Source organism: Enhygromyxa salina (genome assembly GCF_002994635.1).
In the GTDB taxonomy this organism is placed as follows: Bacteria; Myxococcota_A; Polyangia; order Nannocystales; family Nannocystaceae; genus Plesiocystis; species Plesiocystis salina_B.
On sequence record NZ_PVNL01000096.1, the window covers coordinates 41,568 to 59,017 of the forward strand.

The window sequence follows — 17,450 nt, forward strand, 5'->3', positions numbered from 1 at the left end:
GGACCGACCCTGGCGAGCGTCGGCGCCCGTCGCCACGGCCTCGAACTGGGTCGAGGTCAGCCGGCCGGCACGACCACATCGTTGAGCGAGATGGAGTTCCCACCCGCCGGGTAGCCATACGACGAGAAGCTATCGAGGCCCCAGACCGTGAGCCCAAATGGACCCTCGCTGGTCGCGGTGTGCAGGCCATTCTCGCACCCGTTGACGCCAACATCCGCGCGCACGAGATCCACGGTCGTGACCTCGAAGGCGCCATCTAGACCGACCGACTGCCAGTCGCCGATGACCCCCAGGCAATCGACGGTGACGTCGGCGAATCCCTCGTCAGTGGCGCCCCGTGTGAGCACCAGGTTCGTCGTCGCGTAGGCCGGATCCGTGAAGAACACATAGCGCTGGAGGAATTGTGCCGGCGGCAACATCAGCACGAATTCTTCGTCACCGAGCAGCATCGCAAACCCGGGCGCCGTCGCGCCGGGCCGGGTGCCGCCCACGAGGTTGGCGGTGCCCATCAGCTGGGCCATCGAGAACGGGTGCTGATCGTCCTGGCTCGTGACCCGAAACCGCTCGGTCGTGGTGAAGTCGACGATCTCCCCGAGCTCGAGGGTCGCTGGGGCACCGACGAGCGGCGGATCAAATTCGAGCGTTGTCCCGTCGACGGCGCCAACGAAGCGGTACGCGATGTCCTCGGGCTGCAGGTCGGCGCGCCGCGTCTCGTACGGGGCCGCCACGTAGAGGTTGCCGAGCGTGGCCACGGAGGTGTTTTGCTGATGCGCCGACTCGCCGCCGGGGTTGGGCGTGGGCTGCAGACGCAAGAAGCGGTTGCCAGTGTGCAGCGCGATCGGCTTGTTGCTGAGCACCCGCGTGCCCGAGGGATCGCTGTCGTCTTGTGGCACCTCCCACTGCACGAACTCGCCGGCCGCGAGCGTGACCTGGCCGGAGTCGCCTTGGGGGATGCCGACGAGCCCGTCGCCTGCCAGCAGCTGAGCGGTCGGGGCGACCTCGACCATGGTGTCGTCCTCGAGCGCGACGATCTGCAGCCACAGCGGCCCGGGCGGATTGTGGGTCCCGGGCGGGGGCGTGATCGCAACATAGTTCGTGCCCCACACGCTGGTCGGATAGAGTAATTCGGCGCTGGGAATATACGAGTACGCGCCGCCAAACGGCATCATGTCGTAAGCGGTCACCGGGATATCGGTCGTGATCTCGAACGCCGCCGAGCGGCCTGATGCGACGAGCTCGGTGCTCGCCTCGACCGCGGTCGGGCTCGGACAATACAGCGGGGTCATCTGCTGGGGATGGACCGCGTTGGGCTGGTGCGACAAGAACAACACGGCGACGGAGTCCGGGGGCAGCCCCTCCTGGGGCAGGCCTGGCCAGGCTTCGGGAGCCAGCCCCGGCGTGACCACGCGCGCAAAGATCGACACATCGAGGTCGACCCCATCGCGCGCGACCTGCAGCTGCACCGAGTGGTCCCAACTGTTGGTCAGGAAGGTCGCAAAGCAGGGCGGCGGCGAGCCGACCCAGGACGGTGGCGTCGGGACGATGAAGTGACATCCAAAGTTTGCCTGGCTGCTCGCGGCGGCCTGACACGCGGGTACGCACTCACCGTCGTCGCAGCCTTCGTCTGGCGCGCACTGCTCGACGACGTTGCCAGATCCGTCGACCACGGCGCGTAGATCCTGGCTGCACCCGAGCTCGCCGAGCCCCATGTCCGTCACGTCGACGTCGAACTTCAGCCCGCCCTCGGTGCTGGTGTCCGCGGTCTCGTCGGTCGCGTCCGTCGTCGACTCGTCCTCGCTCGTCGCCGTCGTCGAGTTCGTGGATAGCGTGGTCGACACGCTCGTGCTCGAGTCGCCGTCCGTGCCCGCGCTCGCGCAGCCGAGACCCAGGGCGACCAGTAACCAGGGAGCGGAGCGGGGAGACGCGACGAAGCTGTCCATCGCGCGCCTATATCATGCACGGCGAGCGCTGGGACGCTTTTTGCCAAGCCCACGGACCACCACGTGTTGCTTTTAGCATCGGGATGCGGCGCTGATCGCTGCCCGTCGATTCCTCGGGCTGTTGCGGGCGCGGCCAAGTGCGTGAGAGTCTCCTCTCAGACGGAGACGGAGCAGCTGCCATGGCACACAAGATCTACGGGATGAGCTTCGGCTCTGTATACCCTCACTACGTGACGAAGGCGGAGAAGAAGCGCCGCACCAAGGCCGAGGTCGACGAGATCCTCAGGTGGTTCACCGGCTATTCGCAGGAAGAGCTCGAGGCGAAGATCGACGATGGGACGGACTACGAGTCCTTCCTCGCCGAGGCCCCGTCGCTCAACCCCGATCGTACCCTCATCAAAGGTGTCGTGTGCGGCGTTCGCGTCGAAGACGTGGAGGAGGAGACGATGCGCGAAATTCGCTACATCGACAAGCTCGTCGATGAGCTCGCGCGCGGAAAGGCGATGGAGAAGATTCTACGCTCGGAGCAATGAGCCCTGGACCTCGGTCGCGCATGCTCCGTACGCCTCCTACGGCGCGAGCCCCCACACCTGAATCACCCCGTCGGCATCGATCGTCGCGAACTCGTCGCCCTCGTTGTCCGCGAAGTCGCCCACGACCACCCGCTCGCTCGCGGGTGGCTCGGCGAGGGTCGCCAAACAGCCGAACCCAGCGTCGCCGACCTCGACGAGCAGGGTTCCGCTCGCCATCGCCAGGATCAGCCCAGACCCGTCCAGCCCGAGCCCGTCGACGCGAGCGAGGTCGGACAGCTCGCCGGCCATGATCCCACCGGCGACGTGCTTCGCACGGGGGAACTCGAGCAGGCCCTCGATCATGCGCAGCTCGACCGTGGACCCGTACTCGACGGTGAACACGAACGCCCAGGTTGGGTCTTGGACCCGCGGGACGCCGATCGCATGGCAGACAGCGCCACCCAACGGCAGGTGCGCGGCGAACAGGTACCCGGCCGTTGGCGAGATCGCGAAGAACCCGCAGCTCTCGGACCCGCCCCCGTCATGGTCTTGGATCAGGACGTCTGCGAGGCCGTCGCCGTCGAAGTCGCCGGAGTGGATCGCCAGCGCGTCGTTGATGCTCGGGAAGGTGTTGGGCAGCGGAAACTGCTCCACGATCGGGGTCTCGTTGGTCAGCGCCTGGATGTACACCGCGTCCGCGTTCGTGCGGATCGCCGCGATCTCATCGCCGTCGACCGCCGACCAGTCGATCGCCCGTGGGTGCTCGAGGCCCGCGAGGGTCCGAGCCTCCGGCCCCAGCAAGCTGCCATCGCCAGCCCCGAGCAGGATCGCGCTGTGGTCGGGCGTGGTCGAGCTCGCGAACACGTCGAGGTGCTCGTCCGCGTCGAGGTGGGCCGCGGCGATACCGTCGATGAGTGGATCGACCGCGACGCTCGAGCTCGCGAGGCCGTCGACGACCACCAGCGAGCCCGGCTGGAGTACGAGCAGCTCGTCGTCCCCGTCGCCGTCGAGGTCGGCGAAGCTCAGGTCGAGGATCGTGCCCTGGGCCGCGTCGGCGATCGGGATCTCGAGCAGCGCCGGCGGCTCGCAGTCGGCCAGTGGCTCGAGCTCGAAGCAGGTCCCCGACTCCGGCTCGCAGATATCGCCCAACTGGCACTGCGCATCGCCGGCGTTGTAGCCAAAGCAGTCGGGATACCAGTACTCGTAGTCGTCCCCGTCGCCATCCCCGTCTCCGGTGGTGGTCGGGTCGCCGTCGCCGTCGCCGTCACCGTCGCCGTCGCCGTCGCCGTCGCCGTCCCCGTCCCCCGTCGAGGTCTCCGTCTCGTCCAGCGGGATGTCCGCCCCCGGCTGACAAGCCGAGAGCCAAGCGGTGAGTGGCACAATGTTCCAAAGGCGTGGGTTGAAGCGCATGGCGAATTCTCTCGCTTGGGGTGTGCCACCACGGGAGCGAATCGATCACGCAATTCGAGCGGCACTCGGTCCGGACCGCACCCGCCGATAGATTGACATATGCTGCAAGTCATTGACCGGGCTTGGTCCGAGATCAGAAACGGCAGCCTGACGTGACCCTCGGGGCGATCAATCGTCTCTGGCACCAGTCGGAGAATGTGCACGTACTTCTGGCGGCGCCCGGTCTTGTTCGCGTCCAGCTTGTCCACCGACTCGAGCACGCTCGACGCGGAGAACTGCCAGTCCCGGTCGAGACTGGACTTGCCTTCGGGCGCCATTCCCCATCTTCCCACGCCTCAATGAGGGCAGAGCGCAGCGCGCTGATCGGACAGCGAGGCACGCGCGGTCTTGACCTTCCCTCGTAAACCGCTTGCAACCGCCCGAACATCATCGCACTATGACTACGCTTGCGCGTCCTCCGCACAGCGTTCCTACTCTTGGCAGCCTTCGTGCTGCTGAGCGTCGCCGGTCCGTCATGGGCAAATTTGTTCGACGACGACGACCAGTCGGTGACGAGTGAGCAAGCGGGCGAGCGCGAGCGCGGCGAGAGCAAAACTGAAGAGCACAGCGAGAGCGAAGACGACGATGACCCGTCGCTCGAGCCCGGGCTGATCGCCAGCGCCCGCGCGCCATCCGTCGTTCACATCGCCTATCAAAAGCGGTCGCCGCGTCCCGGCTACTCCGATCCCCCCCTCCGTCCGCCCGTCGCCGTTCGCGGCTGAAGGCGGCTCGTCGCGCGTCGATTCGCGCTGACGACATCGGAGCGTGTGCCCATTGGTGGGCGCGCGCGTGTGGCTCATGAGTACGAAGACGGTGATAGCGATGATCCCAGACGACAAAAATCCAATCGAAGACGACGGCATGACCCGGACCGGACGCCTGTGCGGCGGCCTGCGCAACGACCTTCGCCGACGCCTGCCCCACTACCTCAGCGACTGGCGCGACGGCCTCCACCCCAAGGTCGCCGGCTCGACGCTGTTCTTGTTCTTCGCCTGCCTGGCCAACGCGATCGCGTTTGGCGGGCTGACGGGGCTGGTCACGGGCGGCGAGATCGGGACGGTCGAGATGATCGTCGCGACCGCGGCTGGCGGCATCCTGTTCGCGCTGTGCTCGGGCCAACCACTGACGATCCTCGGCGGGACTGGGCCAATCGTGATCTTCACGGGCTTGCTGTACACGACCTGCGTCCAGCTCTCGCTGCCTTTCTTGCCGGTCTACGGCTGGGTCGGGCTGTGGTCCGGGGCGTTCCTGGTCCTGCTGGCGATCACCGACGCGAGCTTCTTGATGCGCTACTTCACGCGCTTCACCGACGAGATCTTCGCGGCCCTGATCGCCGTGATCTTCATCGTCGAGGCCGTGAAGTCAGTCGCGCTGGGATTCACCGAGGACGGCTCGGACATCGCCGCCGGGTTGCTGGCGCTGATCTTGGCGGTCGGGACCTACCTCGTCGCGCGCACGCTCAAGGGCTTCTTGCGCACGCCCTTTCTCCATCGGCGGGTCCGCGAGCTGGTGTCCGACTTTGGCCCGGCGCTGGCGATCGCCGCCATGACCGGGATCGCGCTGCTGTTTCCCGACGTCGACCTCGAGGGCGCCGCGATCCCCGAGACCGTTGCGACCACGTCCGGCCGCCCGTGGCAGGTCGATCTGATGGCGGTCCCGGTCTGGGTCATGTTCGCGGCCGCAGGCCCCGCCCTGCTCGCGACGATCTTGCTGTTCCTCGATCAGAACATCTCCACGCGGCTCGTCAACGCCAAGAGCCACAAGCTCACCAAGGGCCCGGGCTTTCACCTCGACTTGCTCGTCGTCGGCGGGATCACGGTCGCGTGCTCGATGTTTGGGCTCCCGTGGATCGTCGCGGCCACGGTCCACGCGCTCAACCACGTCAAGAGCCTCGCCGACACCGAGGTCGTGGCCGAGGGCGGAGCGATCCGCGAGCGGATCGTGTCCGTCCGCGAGAACCGTGTGTCGCCCCTGATGATCCACGTGCTGATCGCCGGCTCCATCCTGATCCTGCCGCTGATCAAGCTGATTCCGATGGCGGTGCTGTTCGGGCTGTTCTTGTACATGGGCTTCGCCACGCTCAGCGGCAACGAGCTCGCCGATCGTGCGCGGCTGTGGTTCACTGATCGCTCGCTCTATCCCGAGACCCACTACGTCCGAACCGTCCCGCGCCGCAAGATCCACCTATTCACGATGATCCAGCTCGGCGGGCTGATCGCGCTGTGGGTGCTCAAGACCAGCCCGCTTGGGCTGCTGTTCCCGATCTTGATCGCGCTGCTCGTGCCCCTGCGCCTGGCGATGAAGCGGTTGTTCACCGACGCCGAACTCGAGGCCCTCGACGGCGAGGAGTCGGTCGAGGACATCGAGGACGATCATATGATGGCCGGCGATCTCCACGCTTAGACCGTATGGATTGACCGGCCCACAGACGCACACTTTGGGTTCACCGTCTTCGACGGTGCGATGACGGGCGACCACACTGGGGCAAGAGTCTCGCGCGAGGCGCCGGACCCGAGCACGACGGCGACTCGATCGAGAGCGGCACGAGCCTCTATTGGCCAGGGGGAGAATTTGCGGGCCGGGTCCGACACACGGTGAACATGCGCCCATCCACCCGGTCGGGCTCGGCGGTCGGGTTGCGTTGTTACATGATCGAAGTGTTCGAATTGTGCATTGAGCCAATCCCCTGATTCGGCGGCGGCACCGCTGAGCGTGTCGGCGCTCTTGCCTTGGCGGCTCAGACGACGACACCGACACGACAACGAGATGCCCGCCAGCATCGGCGACATCGACGTAGGCAGCCCCGTGTCCTCACTGTTCGTGTCTTCAATCACGTATGCGCGGTATTCCGCAACGTTCGTTACTGGAAGCATGGGCTTCGGGCGAGCCTTCGTCGCTGACCATGATTTTTTTCATCATCCGGTTCGGGACCCAATGTTCGACGTGGTCGGCCGAGCGAAGTCGAGTGAAACGCCAGCCGATATGGGTCACCCGGCCGCAGGTCCGAGCATCGATCACGATCCAGTCGCCGATCCGGCAACGCCGCCGTCGAGCCATGAAGGGCCCGCGACGGGGCGTGTCGATCATCGAGAAGCCGACCGCAACCGCGAGGATGATGGCGAACACGATCCATGCGCTGGAGGCGAGGTAGCAGGCGACCAACATGCCATAGCCGGACCCGCCGATCAGCGCTGCCGCAGCGAACTGTCGATCTCGAGATCCCCATCGTGGCCCCGGCGTGGGGCGCGGTTTTGAGTGTTGTGATTGTCGACCAGGCCGCGTGGCCGCGTGGCGAGCACGGGCATCGGGTTGTTGATGCACCAAAGGAGACCGAGGCCTTTCTCGGTTGAGATGGACGCTGTCGACCCACGTGTCGTCGGCCCGCCACCAGCGAGGGGCTGGGCGAAATGTCGACACCGTAGGCGAGGCACAAATTGGCCGCCGACCCGCTATTGATGGGCCCACTGGCGACCGAGACTCGGGTGATCAGGCCCGCGTAGGCGGGCCGCGAGCCCAGCCTGGGTCTCCGACCTGTACGCCCACAGCCGGCGAACCAGCGTCGATCCACTGCTTAATCCACGGCTGTGGCGCGAGCGGGGCGTCAACGATGGGCGGCGGACAGTCTGGAATGTCGACGCGCGTCGATGGGCCCGCAAAGCGAGAACTCTCGACCCGTCGAGCCGGCAGCGCGTCAACGTCACGATCTTGATTCAGGTGCTCGTCCAGCTCCCGCGCGGGGCTGGACGGCGCGCATCCGACGACCCAGAGGATCGCCAGAATCGCCGTCAAGATGCGCCGAAACGCGACCACGGGGCCAACCTACACAACGCAAGGCAGTGGCGCAATGGGGCGAGCTGCGGGCCGCGTCCTGGCACGCGATACCTCTCGCCGCTATGCTCGTCGCCACGTGCGTGTTTGTTTTTCCATCTTCGCGGTTGGACTGCTGTGCTGTGCCTGCGGCCATGAGGAGGCCAGGGCAGCGCAGGCGCCCCACGCGACAGGGGCCGAAATTCACTTCGACGTCAACGATCCCAGGCCGTCGCCCGCGCGCCCCGCCGACGTTCGCTTCGTCGGCATGTGCGACGCGTCGGGCGCAGTCCCGCTCGATGCTCACGTGTTCGCGGTGGCCGACGACGAAGACAACCTCCTGAGGGTTTACGACGCAGACCGCGGTGGGGAGCCGCTGTACAGCAAGGACATCTCGGCTGATGTGAGCATCTTCCCCCGACCGGCGAAAGATCCACGCCGCCCGCCGAAGCCCCCCGCCGAGGCGGACATCGAAGCTGCGACCATGCACCAAGGCCATGCCTACTGGCTGACCTCCCATGGCACGAACAGCAAGGGGAAGCACAAGCCCGAGCGCCTGCGCTTGTTCGCCACCACGTCGCCCGACTACGGCAAGCCGCTGGCGGTGGTGGGGAGCACGTACATGAATTTGTTGGTGGATCTCGAGGCGGACCCCCGATATCGGTCCTTTGGTCTCGCCAAGGCCGCTCAGATCGCGCCCAAGGAGCCCGGCGGCCTCAATATCGAAGGGATGACCGACCGAGCGGCGGGCGGTGTCTTCATCGGCTTTCGGAACCCGACGCCGCAAGGAAGGGCCTTGCTGGTCGTGCTCGAGAATCCTTCCGGTGTGATCGACGGCGAGGCCGCACGTTTCGGTGATCCCGTCGTGCTGGAGCTCGATGGTCTCGGTATCCGTGGTCTATCGGCGTGGCGTGGCCACTACTTGATCGTCGCGGGCGACTACGCCGGGACCCAAGACTCTCGTCTCTACACGTGGGACGGCCAGAGCGAACAGCCGCAGCTGGTCGACCTCGATCTTGGGGACCTCAACCCCGAAGGCTTCTTCACGCCGGAAGACCGCGAGCAGATCATGCTCTTGAGCGACGACGGGACCGTCGAGGTCGACGGCATCGCGTGCAAGAAGCTGGACGACCCCGCTAAAAAGTCCTTTCGAGGTCGTTGGGTGCTCTAGAGCACCGACCAGTTTGAATTCACGACGCCAGGCACATCTGGGGCCGCTCCTGCCGTTGTCGACTCGGCGCTCGCAGTATGCCGGATACAGCTTCGGCCTCGCTCCTAGGCAGGAACGGCCCCAGACGCACCTGACGACGCGACTCCAAACTGATCGGCGCTCTAGATCGACTTGCTCACGCTTGCCAGCGCCATCGGTGCGTTCAACTCCGTGTCGGGGTAGTTCGCTGGCGCGTACGTGTACGCGCGGTTGCTGGCTGCGACGCTCGGCGGCAGCGGCTTCCTCGCCGTCTACCTGGCGGGCGTGGTCCTCGGCAACAGCAGGCTCGTCTTCAAGCGTGGGATCTTCCTGTTCCACGACGGGATGGCGTGGCTCAGCCAGATCACCATGTTCGTGGTCCTCGGGCTGCTGAGCTTTCCGTCGCGGCTGTTGGAGACGGCTTCGTCCGGCCTGCTCGTGGCCGCGGTGCTCGTTTTCGTGGCGCGCCCGGTCGCCGCCTTCGGGTTGCTCTGGCCGTTCGGTTTCAGGTGGAGGGAGCTGCTCTTCATCTCGTGGGCGGGGTTGAAGGGCGCGGTGCCGGTCATTTTGGGCACCTATCCGCTCCTGTTCGGGCTCCCGGACGGCTCGAAAATCTTCGACGTCATCTTCTTCGTCGTGCTCATCTCCGCGATCCTGCAGGGCTCGACCCTCGGCTGGCTAGCGAGGCGGCTGGGCATCATTCGGCCCGCCAGCACGCCGCCCCCGGCGTCGCTGGAGATCACCTCGATCCGAGACGTCGACGGCGACATCCTCGACTATCCCATCTCCCACGACAGCCCCCTGGCCGGAGTGGCAATCAGGGACCTGTCGCTGCCGGATGGGGCGCTCGTCGCGTTGATCACTCGCGACAGCCGCATCATCCCCCCGCGCGGCAGCACCCGCATCTGGCCGGCCGACCACCTCTTCGTCGTCATGCGCTCCGAGCTGCGTCCCGTGATCGACCGCCTGTTCGCAGGTTCGGGGCCCGCCGCGATCCCGCCGCGCGGGCTCGAGCTCCAGGGCGGTGCACGCCTCGCCGATCTCGCGGCGCTCTATGGGCTCGACATCGGTCTCGCGGCGGCCGATCGAGACGGGACGACGCTCGCGTCGCTCCTCCACGACCACCTCGGTGACCGGCGGGTCGAGGTCGGCGCGTACGTGGTCTGTGGCCACGTGCGCGTGGAGGTCACCGAGCTGCGCGACGGCGTCGTCAAGCGTGCGCGGATCGAGCGTGTGTCCGAAGTACACGTGCCGACCGCCGCGGCCGACGAGGGCTGAGCGGCGTCGCCCTGGCGTCGTGAATACAAACTGACTGGTGCGCGAGGAGGCCGAGCTCGACCGAAGCTCAGCTTCGGCGGCCGTCGTCGTTGGCGGCCCTGAGCCCCGGCTTGGACACGACCCGGCTCAGGTGCAGACCGAGGGCCAGCGTCGACGCGAGCAGGCCGAGGATGAAGGCGGCGCCGAGCTGGAAGTGCGTCAGCATGACGGCCCCCGAAGCGGCCGTGAAGGCCTTGTTGTTGAGGTCTTTGCCGACCGCCTCCTGGATGTCCGTGAGCCCGTTGAGCTCGGCTCGGAGATCCTCGAAGGCCGCGCGGATGGCCCCGTCGTAGCTCACGTCTTTGCCGGCCGCGAGGTCCGCGAGCAGGGCCTGCTCGAGGGTCGTGTAGTGCTCTAGCTGGCCCTCGAACTCGCGCAGCAGCTGGCTCTCGTCGTCGACCAGATAAGTCCGCTCGATCTCGGCGACGCTCGCGACGATCCCGCCGTGCAGCCGGCCGAGCTCGTAGTGGACCTGCGCCAGGTCGCCCCCGCCGTGGCCGAGCAGGTGCTCCTCGAGCACGAGTCGCCGGGAGTACACCTGATCGTTGAGGTGAAACAGCGACGTCGCCGGGACCAGGCGATCGTCGTGCATCGAGGTGCACGAGTCCTCGAGCACCCGCATGTACGAGCGCTCCCACAGCAGGCTGCCCAGGATCAGCAGCACGAAGATGGTCAGCAGCATCGCAAGCCGATTCTGCCGCAGGCGCTCCACCGCGAGTTCCAACATCGCTCAATGCTAGCAGGGATCCGTCACCCGCCGGTGGAAAACCTGCGGCGCAAGTCCAGACCGGGTCGAGCGAACTTCGCGCCGCGCGGTCGTGGTTGCACGGACCTGCATTGCTCGCCAGACTGATCGGGAAGGGCTCGTCCGGCGGACGAGCCCTTCCACTCGTACGATCACCAACGAGGATTCGTCGTGCTTCAGCCCCCACCTATCGTCATCACCCACGTCGACAACACCCGCCTGCGACGAATGCTGAGTGCGCCTCGCGCACGCGACACCGACGCCGCCGATGCGCTCGAGGAGGAGCTCGATCGAGCGAACGTCGTCGAGCCGACGGCGCTGCCGATCGACGTCGTCTCGATGAACTCGACCGTGCGCCTGCTCGAGTGCCGCAGCGGCCGCGAGCGCGAGCTGACGCTCGTCTACCCGCGTGACGCCGGTGAAGAAGGACGGGTCTCCGTGCTCGCTCCAATGGGCAGCGCCCTGCTGGGCCTGAGGGTCGGCAGCGAGATCGAGTGGCCGCTGCCCAACGGCCGCACGGCGCGGATTCGCGTGCTCGACCTGCGCCATCAACCCGAAGCCGCAGGCGAAGATCTGGCGCTTTAGCCACGCACCTGCGGATCAGAAAATCGGCATCCGGGGGGTCGACGTCGGCGACGGGCTTGGCCCGAGTCAGGGTCCTCGATCTCGAGCGGTTGTCGAGTGTAGTGGTGGCCAACATGTGATAGGAATGGCCCCGCATGGCCACCACCATTGACTCCACCGTGTCGTTGAGCAACGCGCAAGAAGCTGCCGACTGGCTCAAGACCGCGCTCCCTCAGTACCAGAGCACCGTCCGCATGGGCAAAGTCATCATCGTCGGCACCGGGATGGCCACGGGAATCGGCATCGTCCCCAAAGGCCCGAACCGAGCCAGGCTCAACTGGCAGTTTCCCAGCATGGGCGTGCAGATGCTGCTGACCCTGGCGATCGTCTTCACCGGGATCTTGCCCGGGCTCGTCGCGTTCTTGATCGTCTGGCTCTCGGTCAAGAGTGACGTCCAGAAGATCGAGCGAGACATCACCGCCGCCCTCGCTTCCGGCGCTCCGCCGCAGGGTTGACGCCGCCTGCGTCTGGCGGGCGTGGAGGCAAGCCGCGCCCGCACCGTGACGCCCGCCTGATGGTGTGCGATCGTTAGCATGTCCTGGACGCCGTCGAGGCTCTCAATGTGCAATCACAAACTTGGCGAAGCTGCGTGAGGACCCTGGACTACGCGACTCGCCTGGCGACCGCCGCCGAGGCCTCGTCGATCCTCGCGATCGAGGACGCGGCTGGGCGCAAATACGCCGAGGCCGGGCTGCCCGGGGATCTCGACGGCCTCGATCCATCCGTGGTCGCGGCTTCGATCACCGCGGGCACGCTGTGGGTCGTCGTCGATCGCGACGATCGCCCGGTCGGCTTTGCGCTGTGCCAAATTCGTGGCGACGCCCTCCACCTGCGCGAGCTCGACGTCCACCCCGATCACATGCGCCAGGGTCTCGGCCGTCGCCTCGTCGAGCTCGTGAGCGAGCGGGCGGCGACCTCGGGACTGGCCCGGGTGACCTTGACGACGTTCCGCGACGTAGCCTGGAACGCGCCGCTGTACCGCCGCTGGGGGTTTGCGACGCTCGAGCCCGATGCCCAGCCGGGCTGGCTCGTGGCAGTCCGTGCCGAGGAGGATCGCGGCGAGCTTCGCCGTTGGCCGCGGGTCGCGATGGCGCGCCCGATCTGATGAATCCGCGGGCGGATGTGCACCACGGGCTCGCGCTCGACAAGTGGAACGGTCGCGCGGCAGTCCTCGCGGCAGCCTACGAGGCTGATCCCAAACGCTCCCCCCCTCAGGTTTCCCAAGCCGCCTCCGCTGCCCGCCAGAGTCTGGATCAACAACCCTTCCAACAACACGATCGCGCAGCAAGATCAAATCCGAGCTGGTCGCCGAGCAGATCGACGCCTCGCTGCGCGGCAAGCCTTCGAGCTGAACCTGCGACCGTTCGCCACGTTCGACGAGATTCGCCCTCCGATCGGCGCTTTACTTGAAGCCGCCGCCCGGGGTGCTAGGAGCCTCGGGTGGGCCCGCGTGCGATCATCCTTCCGACCCTGCTGTCCTTGCTCGGCGCCTGCGCCGGGGCCTTGAACGACCCGATCGTGACCGAGGTGCATCGCCGCTCGACGTCGGACCGCGCGCGGGTGCTCGTCGTGTTGTTGCCCGGCGCCGGCGACCGCGTCGGGACCTACGAGAAGCACGGGTTCGTGCAAAGCATGCGCGCCTCGGGGATGGACGTCGACATGCTCGAGGTCGACGCGCACTACGGCTACTACCGCTCGCGCACGCTGATGGATCGGATGGAGCACGACGTGCTCGCGCCCAACCGCGAGCACTACGAGGCGATCTGGTTGGTGGGCATCTCCATGGGCGGGATCGGTGCGCTGCTGACCGCGTGGACGTTCCCCGACGATGTCGACGGATTGGTCCTGATGGCGCCGTATCTGGGCCGGCGCAAGACCTTGAAGCAGATCGAGCAGGCGGGCGGGCTCGCAGCCTGGGAGCCGCCTGCCGCGGTCGACGGCGAGAAGGCGTGGGACGTGGAGATCTGGCGGATGCTCAAGCGCATGAGCGAGACCCCGCGCCCCGGTGAACCCGAGCTGTACCTCATGTTTGGACGGGACGACTTTGGCGTCCGGGCCCACGAGTTGTTGGCGGCGGGACTGGCCCCCGAGCAGGTCAAGACTGCGCCTGGGGGACATGCGTGGTCGACCTGGACGACGCTGTGGAATCAGCTCCTGGCTGAACGGCCGATAGATGGCTGACGTTGTGATGGCACGAAGACGCAGATTGTTTGGGCATCGATGGCTTGACATGTGGTTTTGATGGAACACGGTCTTCGAGACTGTTCGCCCGAATTGGACGACAGAGGGAGATCGAATGAAGCGAGTCAAATATGTCAAGGTGGCCACGATCCTCGGCGCAATCGCCTCGTTGCTGTTCTCTGTCGCGCTGTGGTTCACGGGGCATAAAGATCAGGGCGTGTTCGTCGGGCTCTGGGTGCCATCGATCCTCTCGCTGGGAGCGTTCGCCCTGGCCGGGTGGGGGCGGAAAGATGGATAGCGACCTGTTCATCTTCATCACCGGGTTTGTGATCCTGACGCCGGTGGTGTCGTCCGTTGGAATCCTGATCTGGTTTGGCAGCCGCGCGCGCCCCCCCGATGGCCCCGGGCCTGACCACAGCAGCTGAGGCTGTCGTGTCTCTCGGAGCCCGCTCGCGGCGCCAGCCGAGCTCGCGCGGCGGTCGAGCTCCGACCAAGAACGACGGTCACGGGGGGACCGGTGTGCCGTCATACGCGAGCACCTTCCCCGTGTCCTCCGCCCGAGCCGCTCGATCACGTCGAGCAGGCCGCGCGCGGACGTCTCGGTCAACATCACGAGAAAGTTTGTGAGCGCGTCCCCCCAGCGGCTGCTCGTCCTGTTCGGAGATCAGCTCTTTGCGCCCTCGATTGTAGCGAAGGCCGCCCCCGACGCGGTCTTCATGCTCGAGTCCCGGCAGCTGTGTGACCGCTACCGTTATCACAAGCACAAGCTGATCTTGGAGCTGAGCGCGATGCGATCTCTGGCCGACGCCCTGTGCGACAGGGGGATCTCGGTCGTCTATCGTCGGCTCGAGGACGACGACGGGCGCCCGTTCATCGAGGCACTCGATGAAGCCCTCACGAACACATCCTACTCACAGCTCGCGTACTTCGAGCTCGAGTCACCCACGCGCGACCAGCAGCTCGCCGAGCTGTGTGCCGAGCGCTCGCTCGAGCGCGAGGTGCTGCCCAGCCCGATGTTCCTGACGGGGCACGCCGACTTCGAGCGCTACGTCGGGTCTCACCAGCGCCTGTTCATGGGCGATTTCTACCGGTGGCAGCGGCAGCGGCTCGGCATTCTGCTCGAGGACGATGGCCGGCCCGTTGGCGGCGCATGGAGCTTTGACGAAGACAACCGCAAGCGGCTGCCACACGATCTGACGCCGCCCGCGCTCTATCAGCCGCAGGCCACCGACCACACAAAGAGCGTGATCGATCTGGTGGACGGCTCATTTCCAGAGAACCCGGGCGACGCCGCAAACTTCTGGTTGCCGACGACGCACCGAAAGTCGCGGGCGGCGCTAAACAAATTCCTCGCGCAGCGTCTGCAGTTGTTCGGGGACTACGAGGACGCGCTGAGCAGCGAGCACACGTTCGTGTTTCATTCGGTGCTCAGCCCGATGCTCAACATGGGGTTGCTGACGCCGCGACAGGTGCTCGAGGCGGCGCTCCGCCACGCCGAGGCGAACAACACGCCGCTCAACTCACTCGAGGGCTTCGTCAGGCAAGTCATCGGCTGGCGCGAGTTCGTGCGCGGGGTCTGGCACACGCTCCCTGCCGCGCACTGGGACAAGAACTTCTGGAACCACAGCGCCAAGCTCACGCCCGCCTGGTACGACGGCACGACCGGGATCCCGCCGCTCGACCACGCGATCGGTCGGGCCCAGCGCCATGGCTACTGCCACCACATCGAGCGACTGATGGTGCTCGGCAATCTCATGCTGCTGTGCCGCGTGGACCCGACCGAGGTCTACCGATGGTTCATGGAGATGTTCGTCGACTCCGCGGAGTGGGTGATGGCACCCAACGTCCACGGCATGGCGCTCCACAGTGAGGGCGGCGCGTTCACGACCAAGCCCTATATCTGCGGGTCGAACTACCTGCGCAAGATGAGCGACTATCAAGGCGGGCCCTGGTGCGACGTCGTCGATGGCCTGTATTGGTCGTTTGTCGCGGACCACGAGGAGTTCTTTGCGAGCAACGCCCGAACCGCCATGATGGTGCGCACGCTGGCTCGCCTCGACTCGGCCAGGAAACAGAGGATCTTCGAGGCGGCCAGGCAGTTCCGCGACAGGGTCACCGCAAAGACGCACTAGTTGGCGACGAGCGGAGACACCTCGCACTCGATCAGTTGGTCCAGCAGCGCCGCGTAGCGAGCCGGCGCCCTGACCTCGACCAGGTCGTGCACCCCGTCCATGAACCGCGCGTGGTCCCACAGCGGATCGTGCTGGACCAAGTATTCCATGCTCGGCGTGGTGACCCCCTCGAACGGCTTGGCCGCCAGCCGCGGCCGAGTGCGCAGATCTGTCACGCGCGCGGTGATCGCTTCGGGGTTGTAGTGTTGATCGACGAACGCCTGCACCGCCGCGCAAAACCCCGCGCGAAACGGCGGCTCTCGCAATCGGTCGACCAGCACCGGTGAGGTCCCGTCTTCCCAGCTCTGGCCCAGGATGTGGCACGGGCCGCTCAGGTTGCCGTCTTCGTCGTCATTCTCCTCGCAGGTGTCCTTGAACGCGCGATCGACGTCCCATGGAAAGACCACGAAGCGTCGCGGCTCGCCCTTTGGTCCATAGTTGTACAGCAAGAAGTTGCTGCTGCTGGCCGCCCAGCCGTCCATCTCGGGGATCGACAAGATTGAGGCCATCGCCCGGTGCCACTCGTCGAGCTGGATGTGGGCTTCGATGCAGCCGACAAATTCCTGGTGGGGCGCGCTGGCGCAGTGCGAGAACGGGATCAGGTCGGTCAATATGTCGGTGTCCACGGTCCCAGCTTCGAGCTGATAGGTCTCGGCGTATGGCCCCACGTCCGGCCCGAGGTCGACCAGCACGTTTTCCTCGTCGCCCCAGCAATCACCAAATTCGTAGAGGCTGCCCTTGGGGTCGTCGGGGAATCGGTTCTTTACGTAGCTGCCGTCATCGCGCTCCTCGACGTGGGCGAACACCCCAACATAGTCACCGTTGACGTACACGCTCGCAAAGTTGCAGCGCGCCGTCGGGATCTCGAAGTCGCGCATCATGTCGTAGACCAGGCACTGCCTCATGAGCGTGTCATCGCGCTCGGAGGACAGGAAGTTCAGGCGCCGTTGGCTGTAAAATCGCCGGCCGGGAACGTACTCGACAAACGACATCTTGAATCCAAACCGCTCGTCCGGCTCCGACAGGATCTTGTCCGGCAGGTCGTGGCCACGCACCCGGAACCCGACCTGTTCGTGGTGCTCGACCTCACCGGTCCACGGGTTCTCGAACGCGACGTCTGCCTCGATGAACGGTCGCTTCGCGCACTTGTCGTCGGGGTCGAGCTGATCGAGGAGATAATCCCACGCTTCGGGCCAATCGGCGCCGTGCATGGTGATCCGATAGACCGGCAGATAGTCGTGCGAGAACAAGTTCTCCGCGTCGGACTCGGACGGGAGCTCCGGCTCGACCGGCATGTCGGGTTCCGCGGTCCCGCCCGTGCTCGTGTCGTCGTCGGCGGCCCCTTCCTCCGCTTCCGGCCCTTCCGCTCCTTCCGCGCCACTGTCGCCAAATCCGTCGGTGCCTGCGTGACCGTCGCTGCCCGCAGCGTCACCAGGCACAGGGGTGGCCCCCGTGCATCCAACGAGCGCGAACGGGAGAACGAGAGCTGTTGTCCAATGCGGCTTCATCATGTCT

General features: G+C 66.2%; 17 protein-coding genes. 12 read left to right on the forward strand and 5 right to left on the reverse strand.

Features of this window, described 5'->3' with window-relative positions:
- Positions 1–56: 56 nt before the first annotated feature.
- Positions 57–1,940 carry an IgGFc-binding protein gene (locus tag ENSA7_RS23620; protein ID WP_106091595.1) on the reverse strand — a complete coding sequence of 628 codons (1,884 nt, stop codon included), beginning with the start codon at positions 1,938–1,940 and terminating at the stop codon, positions 57–59.
- A gap of 179 nt (positions 1,941–2,119) precedes the next feature.
- Between ENSA7_RS23620 and ENSA7_RS23625 the strand changes: the two genes are divergently transcribed.
- Positions 2,120–2,473: a DUF2200 domain-containing protein gene (locus tag ENSA7_RS23625; RefSeq protein ID WP_106091596.1), complete on the forward strand. Its 354-nt coding sequence runs from the start codon at positions 2,120–2,122 to the stop codon at positions 2,471–2,473.
- A 36-nt stretch (positions 2,474–2,509) separates the two neighbouring features.
- Here ENSA7_RS23625 and ENSA7_RS23630 read toward each other — a convergent pair whose 3' ends face one another.
- The gene (locus ENSA7_RS23630; protein ID WP_146158055.1) at positions 2,510–3,832 is read right to left on the reverse strand and encodes an FG-GAP repeat domain-containing protein; all 1,323 of its coding nucleotides are present in this window, start codon (positions 3,830–3,832) and stop codon (positions 2,510–2,512) included.
- 506 nt (positions 3,833–4,338) lie between these two features.
- Between ENSA7_RS23630 and ENSA7_RS23635 the strand changes: the two genes are divergently transcribed.
- Complete coding sequence (locus tag ENSA7_RS23635; protein WP_146158056.1) at positions 4,339–4,623, forward strand: hypothetical protein; 285 nt, start codon at positions 4,339–4,341, stop codon at positions 4,621–4,623.
- Between the two features lie 76 nt (positions 4,624–4,699).
- Positions 4,700–6,304: a sodium bicarbonate transporter family protein gene (locus ENSA7_RS23640; protein ID WP_219908044.1), complete on the forward strand. Its 1,605-nt coding sequence runs from the start codon at positions 4,700–4,702 to the stop codon at positions 6,302–6,304.
- A 423-nt stretch (positions 6,305–6,727) separates the two neighbouring features.
- On the opposite strand, the gene ENSA7_RS23645 is transcribed toward ENSA7_RS23640, so the two are convergent.
- Positions 6,728–7,066 carry a mechanosensitive ion channel domain-containing protein gene (locus tag ENSA7_RS23645; RefSeq protein ID WP_106091599.1) on the reverse strand — a complete coding sequence of 113 codons (339 nt, stop codon included), beginning with the start codon at positions 7,064–7,066 and terminating at the stop codon, positions 6,728–6,730.
- Positions 7,067–7,745: 679 nt separating this feature from the next.
- On the opposite strand from ENSA7_RS23645, the gene ENSA7_RS23650 reads away from it, so the two are divergent.
- The gene (locus ENSA7_RS23650; RefSeq protein ID WP_244923884.1) at positions 7,746–8,879 is read left to right on the forward strand and encodes a DUF3616 domain-containing protein; all 1,134 of its coding nucleotides are present in this window, start codon (positions 7,746–7,748) and stop codon (positions 8,877–8,879) included.
- Positions 8,880–9,116: 237 nt separating this feature from the next.
- Complete coding sequence (locus tag ENSA7_RS23655; protein WP_106091600.1) at positions 9,117–10,175, forward strand: cation:proton antiporter domain-containing protein; 1,059 nt, start codon at positions 9,117–9,119, stop codon at positions 10,173–10,175.
- 67 nt (positions 10,176–10,242) lie between these two features.
- On the opposite strand, the gene ENSA7_RS23660 is transcribed toward ENSA7_RS23655, so the two are convergent.
- A complete protein-coding gene (locus ENSA7_RS23660) occupies positions 10,243–10,941 on the reverse strand; it encodes an MCP four helix bundle domain-containing protein (protein WP_106091601.1) in 699 nt (232 codons plus the stop codon).
- A 189-nt stretch (positions 10,942–11,130) separates the two neighbouring features.
- Here ENSA7_RS23660 and rnk point away from each other — a divergent pair, with 189 nt between their 5' ends.
- The 7 genes from rnk (at position 11,131) to ENSA7_RS23690 (ending at position 15,896) form a co-directional block, all read left to right on the forward strand.
- Positions 11,131–11,544 (forward strand): nucleoside diphosphate kinase regulator, encoded by a 414-nt coding sequence (rnk, locus tag ENSA7_RS23665; protein WP_106091602.1) that lies wholly within the window; start codon positions 11,131–11,133, stop codon positions 11,542–11,544.
- 134 nt (positions 11,545–11,678) lie between these two features.
- A complete protein-coding gene (locus ENSA7_RS23670) occupies positions 11,679–12,038 on the forward strand; it encodes a hypothetical protein (RefSeq protein ID WP_106091603.1) in 360 nt (119 codons plus the stop codon).
- Positions 12,039–12,172: 134 nt separating this feature from the next.
- Positions 12,173–12,688: a GNAT family N-acetyltransferase gene (locus ENSA7_RS23675; RefSeq protein ID WP_181234036.1), complete on the forward strand. Its 516-nt coding sequence runs from the start codon at positions 12,173–12,175 to the stop codon at positions 12,686–12,688.
- Positions 12,689–13,023: 335 nt separating this feature from the next.
- Positions 13,024–13,764 (forward strand): serine aminopeptidase domain-containing protein, encoded by a 741-nt coding sequence (locus ENSA7_RS23680; RefSeq protein WP_106091605.1) that lies wholly within the window; start codon positions 13,024–13,026, stop codon positions 13,762–13,764.
- Between the two features lie 115 nt (positions 13,765–13,879).
- Positions 13,880–14,062: a hypothetical protein gene (locus tag ENSA7_RS23685; RefSeq protein ID WP_106091606.1), complete on the forward strand. Its 183-nt coding sequence runs from the start codon at positions 13,880–13,882 to the stop codon at positions 14,060–14,062.
- Positions 14,055–14,189, forward strand: a complete 135-nt coding sequence (locus ENSA7_RS45845; RefSeq protein WP_280524030.1) for a hypothetical protein — start codon at positions 14,055–14,057, stop codon at positions 14,187–14,189. Before ENSA7_RS23685 ends, ENSA7_RS45845 begins: the two co-directional genes overlap by 8 nt.
- 198 nt (positions 14,190–14,387) lie before the next feature.
- The gene (locus ENSA7_RS23690; RefSeq protein ID WP_106091607.1) at positions 14,388–15,896 is read left to right on the forward strand and encodes a cryptochrome/photolyase family protein; all 1,509 of its coding nucleotides are present in this window, start codon (positions 14,388–14,390) and stop codon (positions 15,894–15,896) included.
- Here the strand turns inward: ENSA7_RS23690 and ENSA7_RS23695 are convergent.
- Positions 15,893–17,230: a CotH kinase family protein gene (locus ENSA7_RS23695; protein WP_181234037.1), complete on the reverse strand. Its 1,338-nt coding sequence runs from the start codon at positions 17,228–17,230 to the stop codon at positions 15,893–15,895. The two genes, ENSA7_RS23690 and ENSA7_RS23695, sit on opposite strands and share 4 nt — an antisense overlap.
- Positions 17,231–17,450 lie beyond the last annotated feature (220 nt).

Coding starts and splice junctions, on each gene's coding strand:
- ENSA7_RS23685 (WP_106091606.1), top strand. CDS start 13,880: ATGAAGCGAGTCAAATATGTCAAGGTGGCCACGATCCTCGGCGCAATC.
- ENSA7_RS23640 (WP_219908044.1), top strand. CDS start 4,700: ATGAGTACGAAGACGGTGATAGCGATGATCCCAGACGACAAAAATCCA.
- ENSA7_RS23645 (WP_106091599.1), bottom strand. CDS start 7,066: ATGTTGGTCGCCTGCTACCTCGCCTCCAGCGCATGGATCGTGTTCGCC.
- ENSA7_RS23670 (WP_106091603.1), top strand. CDS start 11,679: ATGGCCACCACCATTGACTCCACCGTGTCGTTGAGCAACGCGCAAGAA.
- ENSA7_RS23650 (WP_244923884.1), top strand. CDS start 7,746: ATGGGGCGAGCTGCGGGCCGCGTCCTGGCACGCGATACCTCTCGCCGC.
- ENSA7_RS23625 (WP_106091596.1), top strand. CDS start 2,120: ATGGCACACAAGATCTACGGGATGAGCTTCGGCTCTGTATACCCTCAC.
- ENSA7_RS23620 (WP_106091595.1), bottom strand. CDS start 1,940: ATGGACAGCTTCGTCGCGTCTCCCCGCTCCGCTCCCTGGTTACTGGTC.
- ENSA7_RS23660 (WP_106091601.1), bottom strand. CDS start 10,941: ATGTTGGAACTCGCGGTGGAGCGCCTGCGGCAGAATCGGCTTGCGATG.
- ENSA7_RS23695 (WP_181234037.1), bottom strand. CDS start 17,230: ATGCCGGTCGAGCCGGAGCTCCCGTCCGAGTCCGACGCGGAGAACTTG.
- ENSA7_RS45845 (WP_280524030.1), top strand. CDS start 14,055: ATGGATAGCGACCTGTTCATCTTCATCACCGGGTTTGTGATCCTGACG.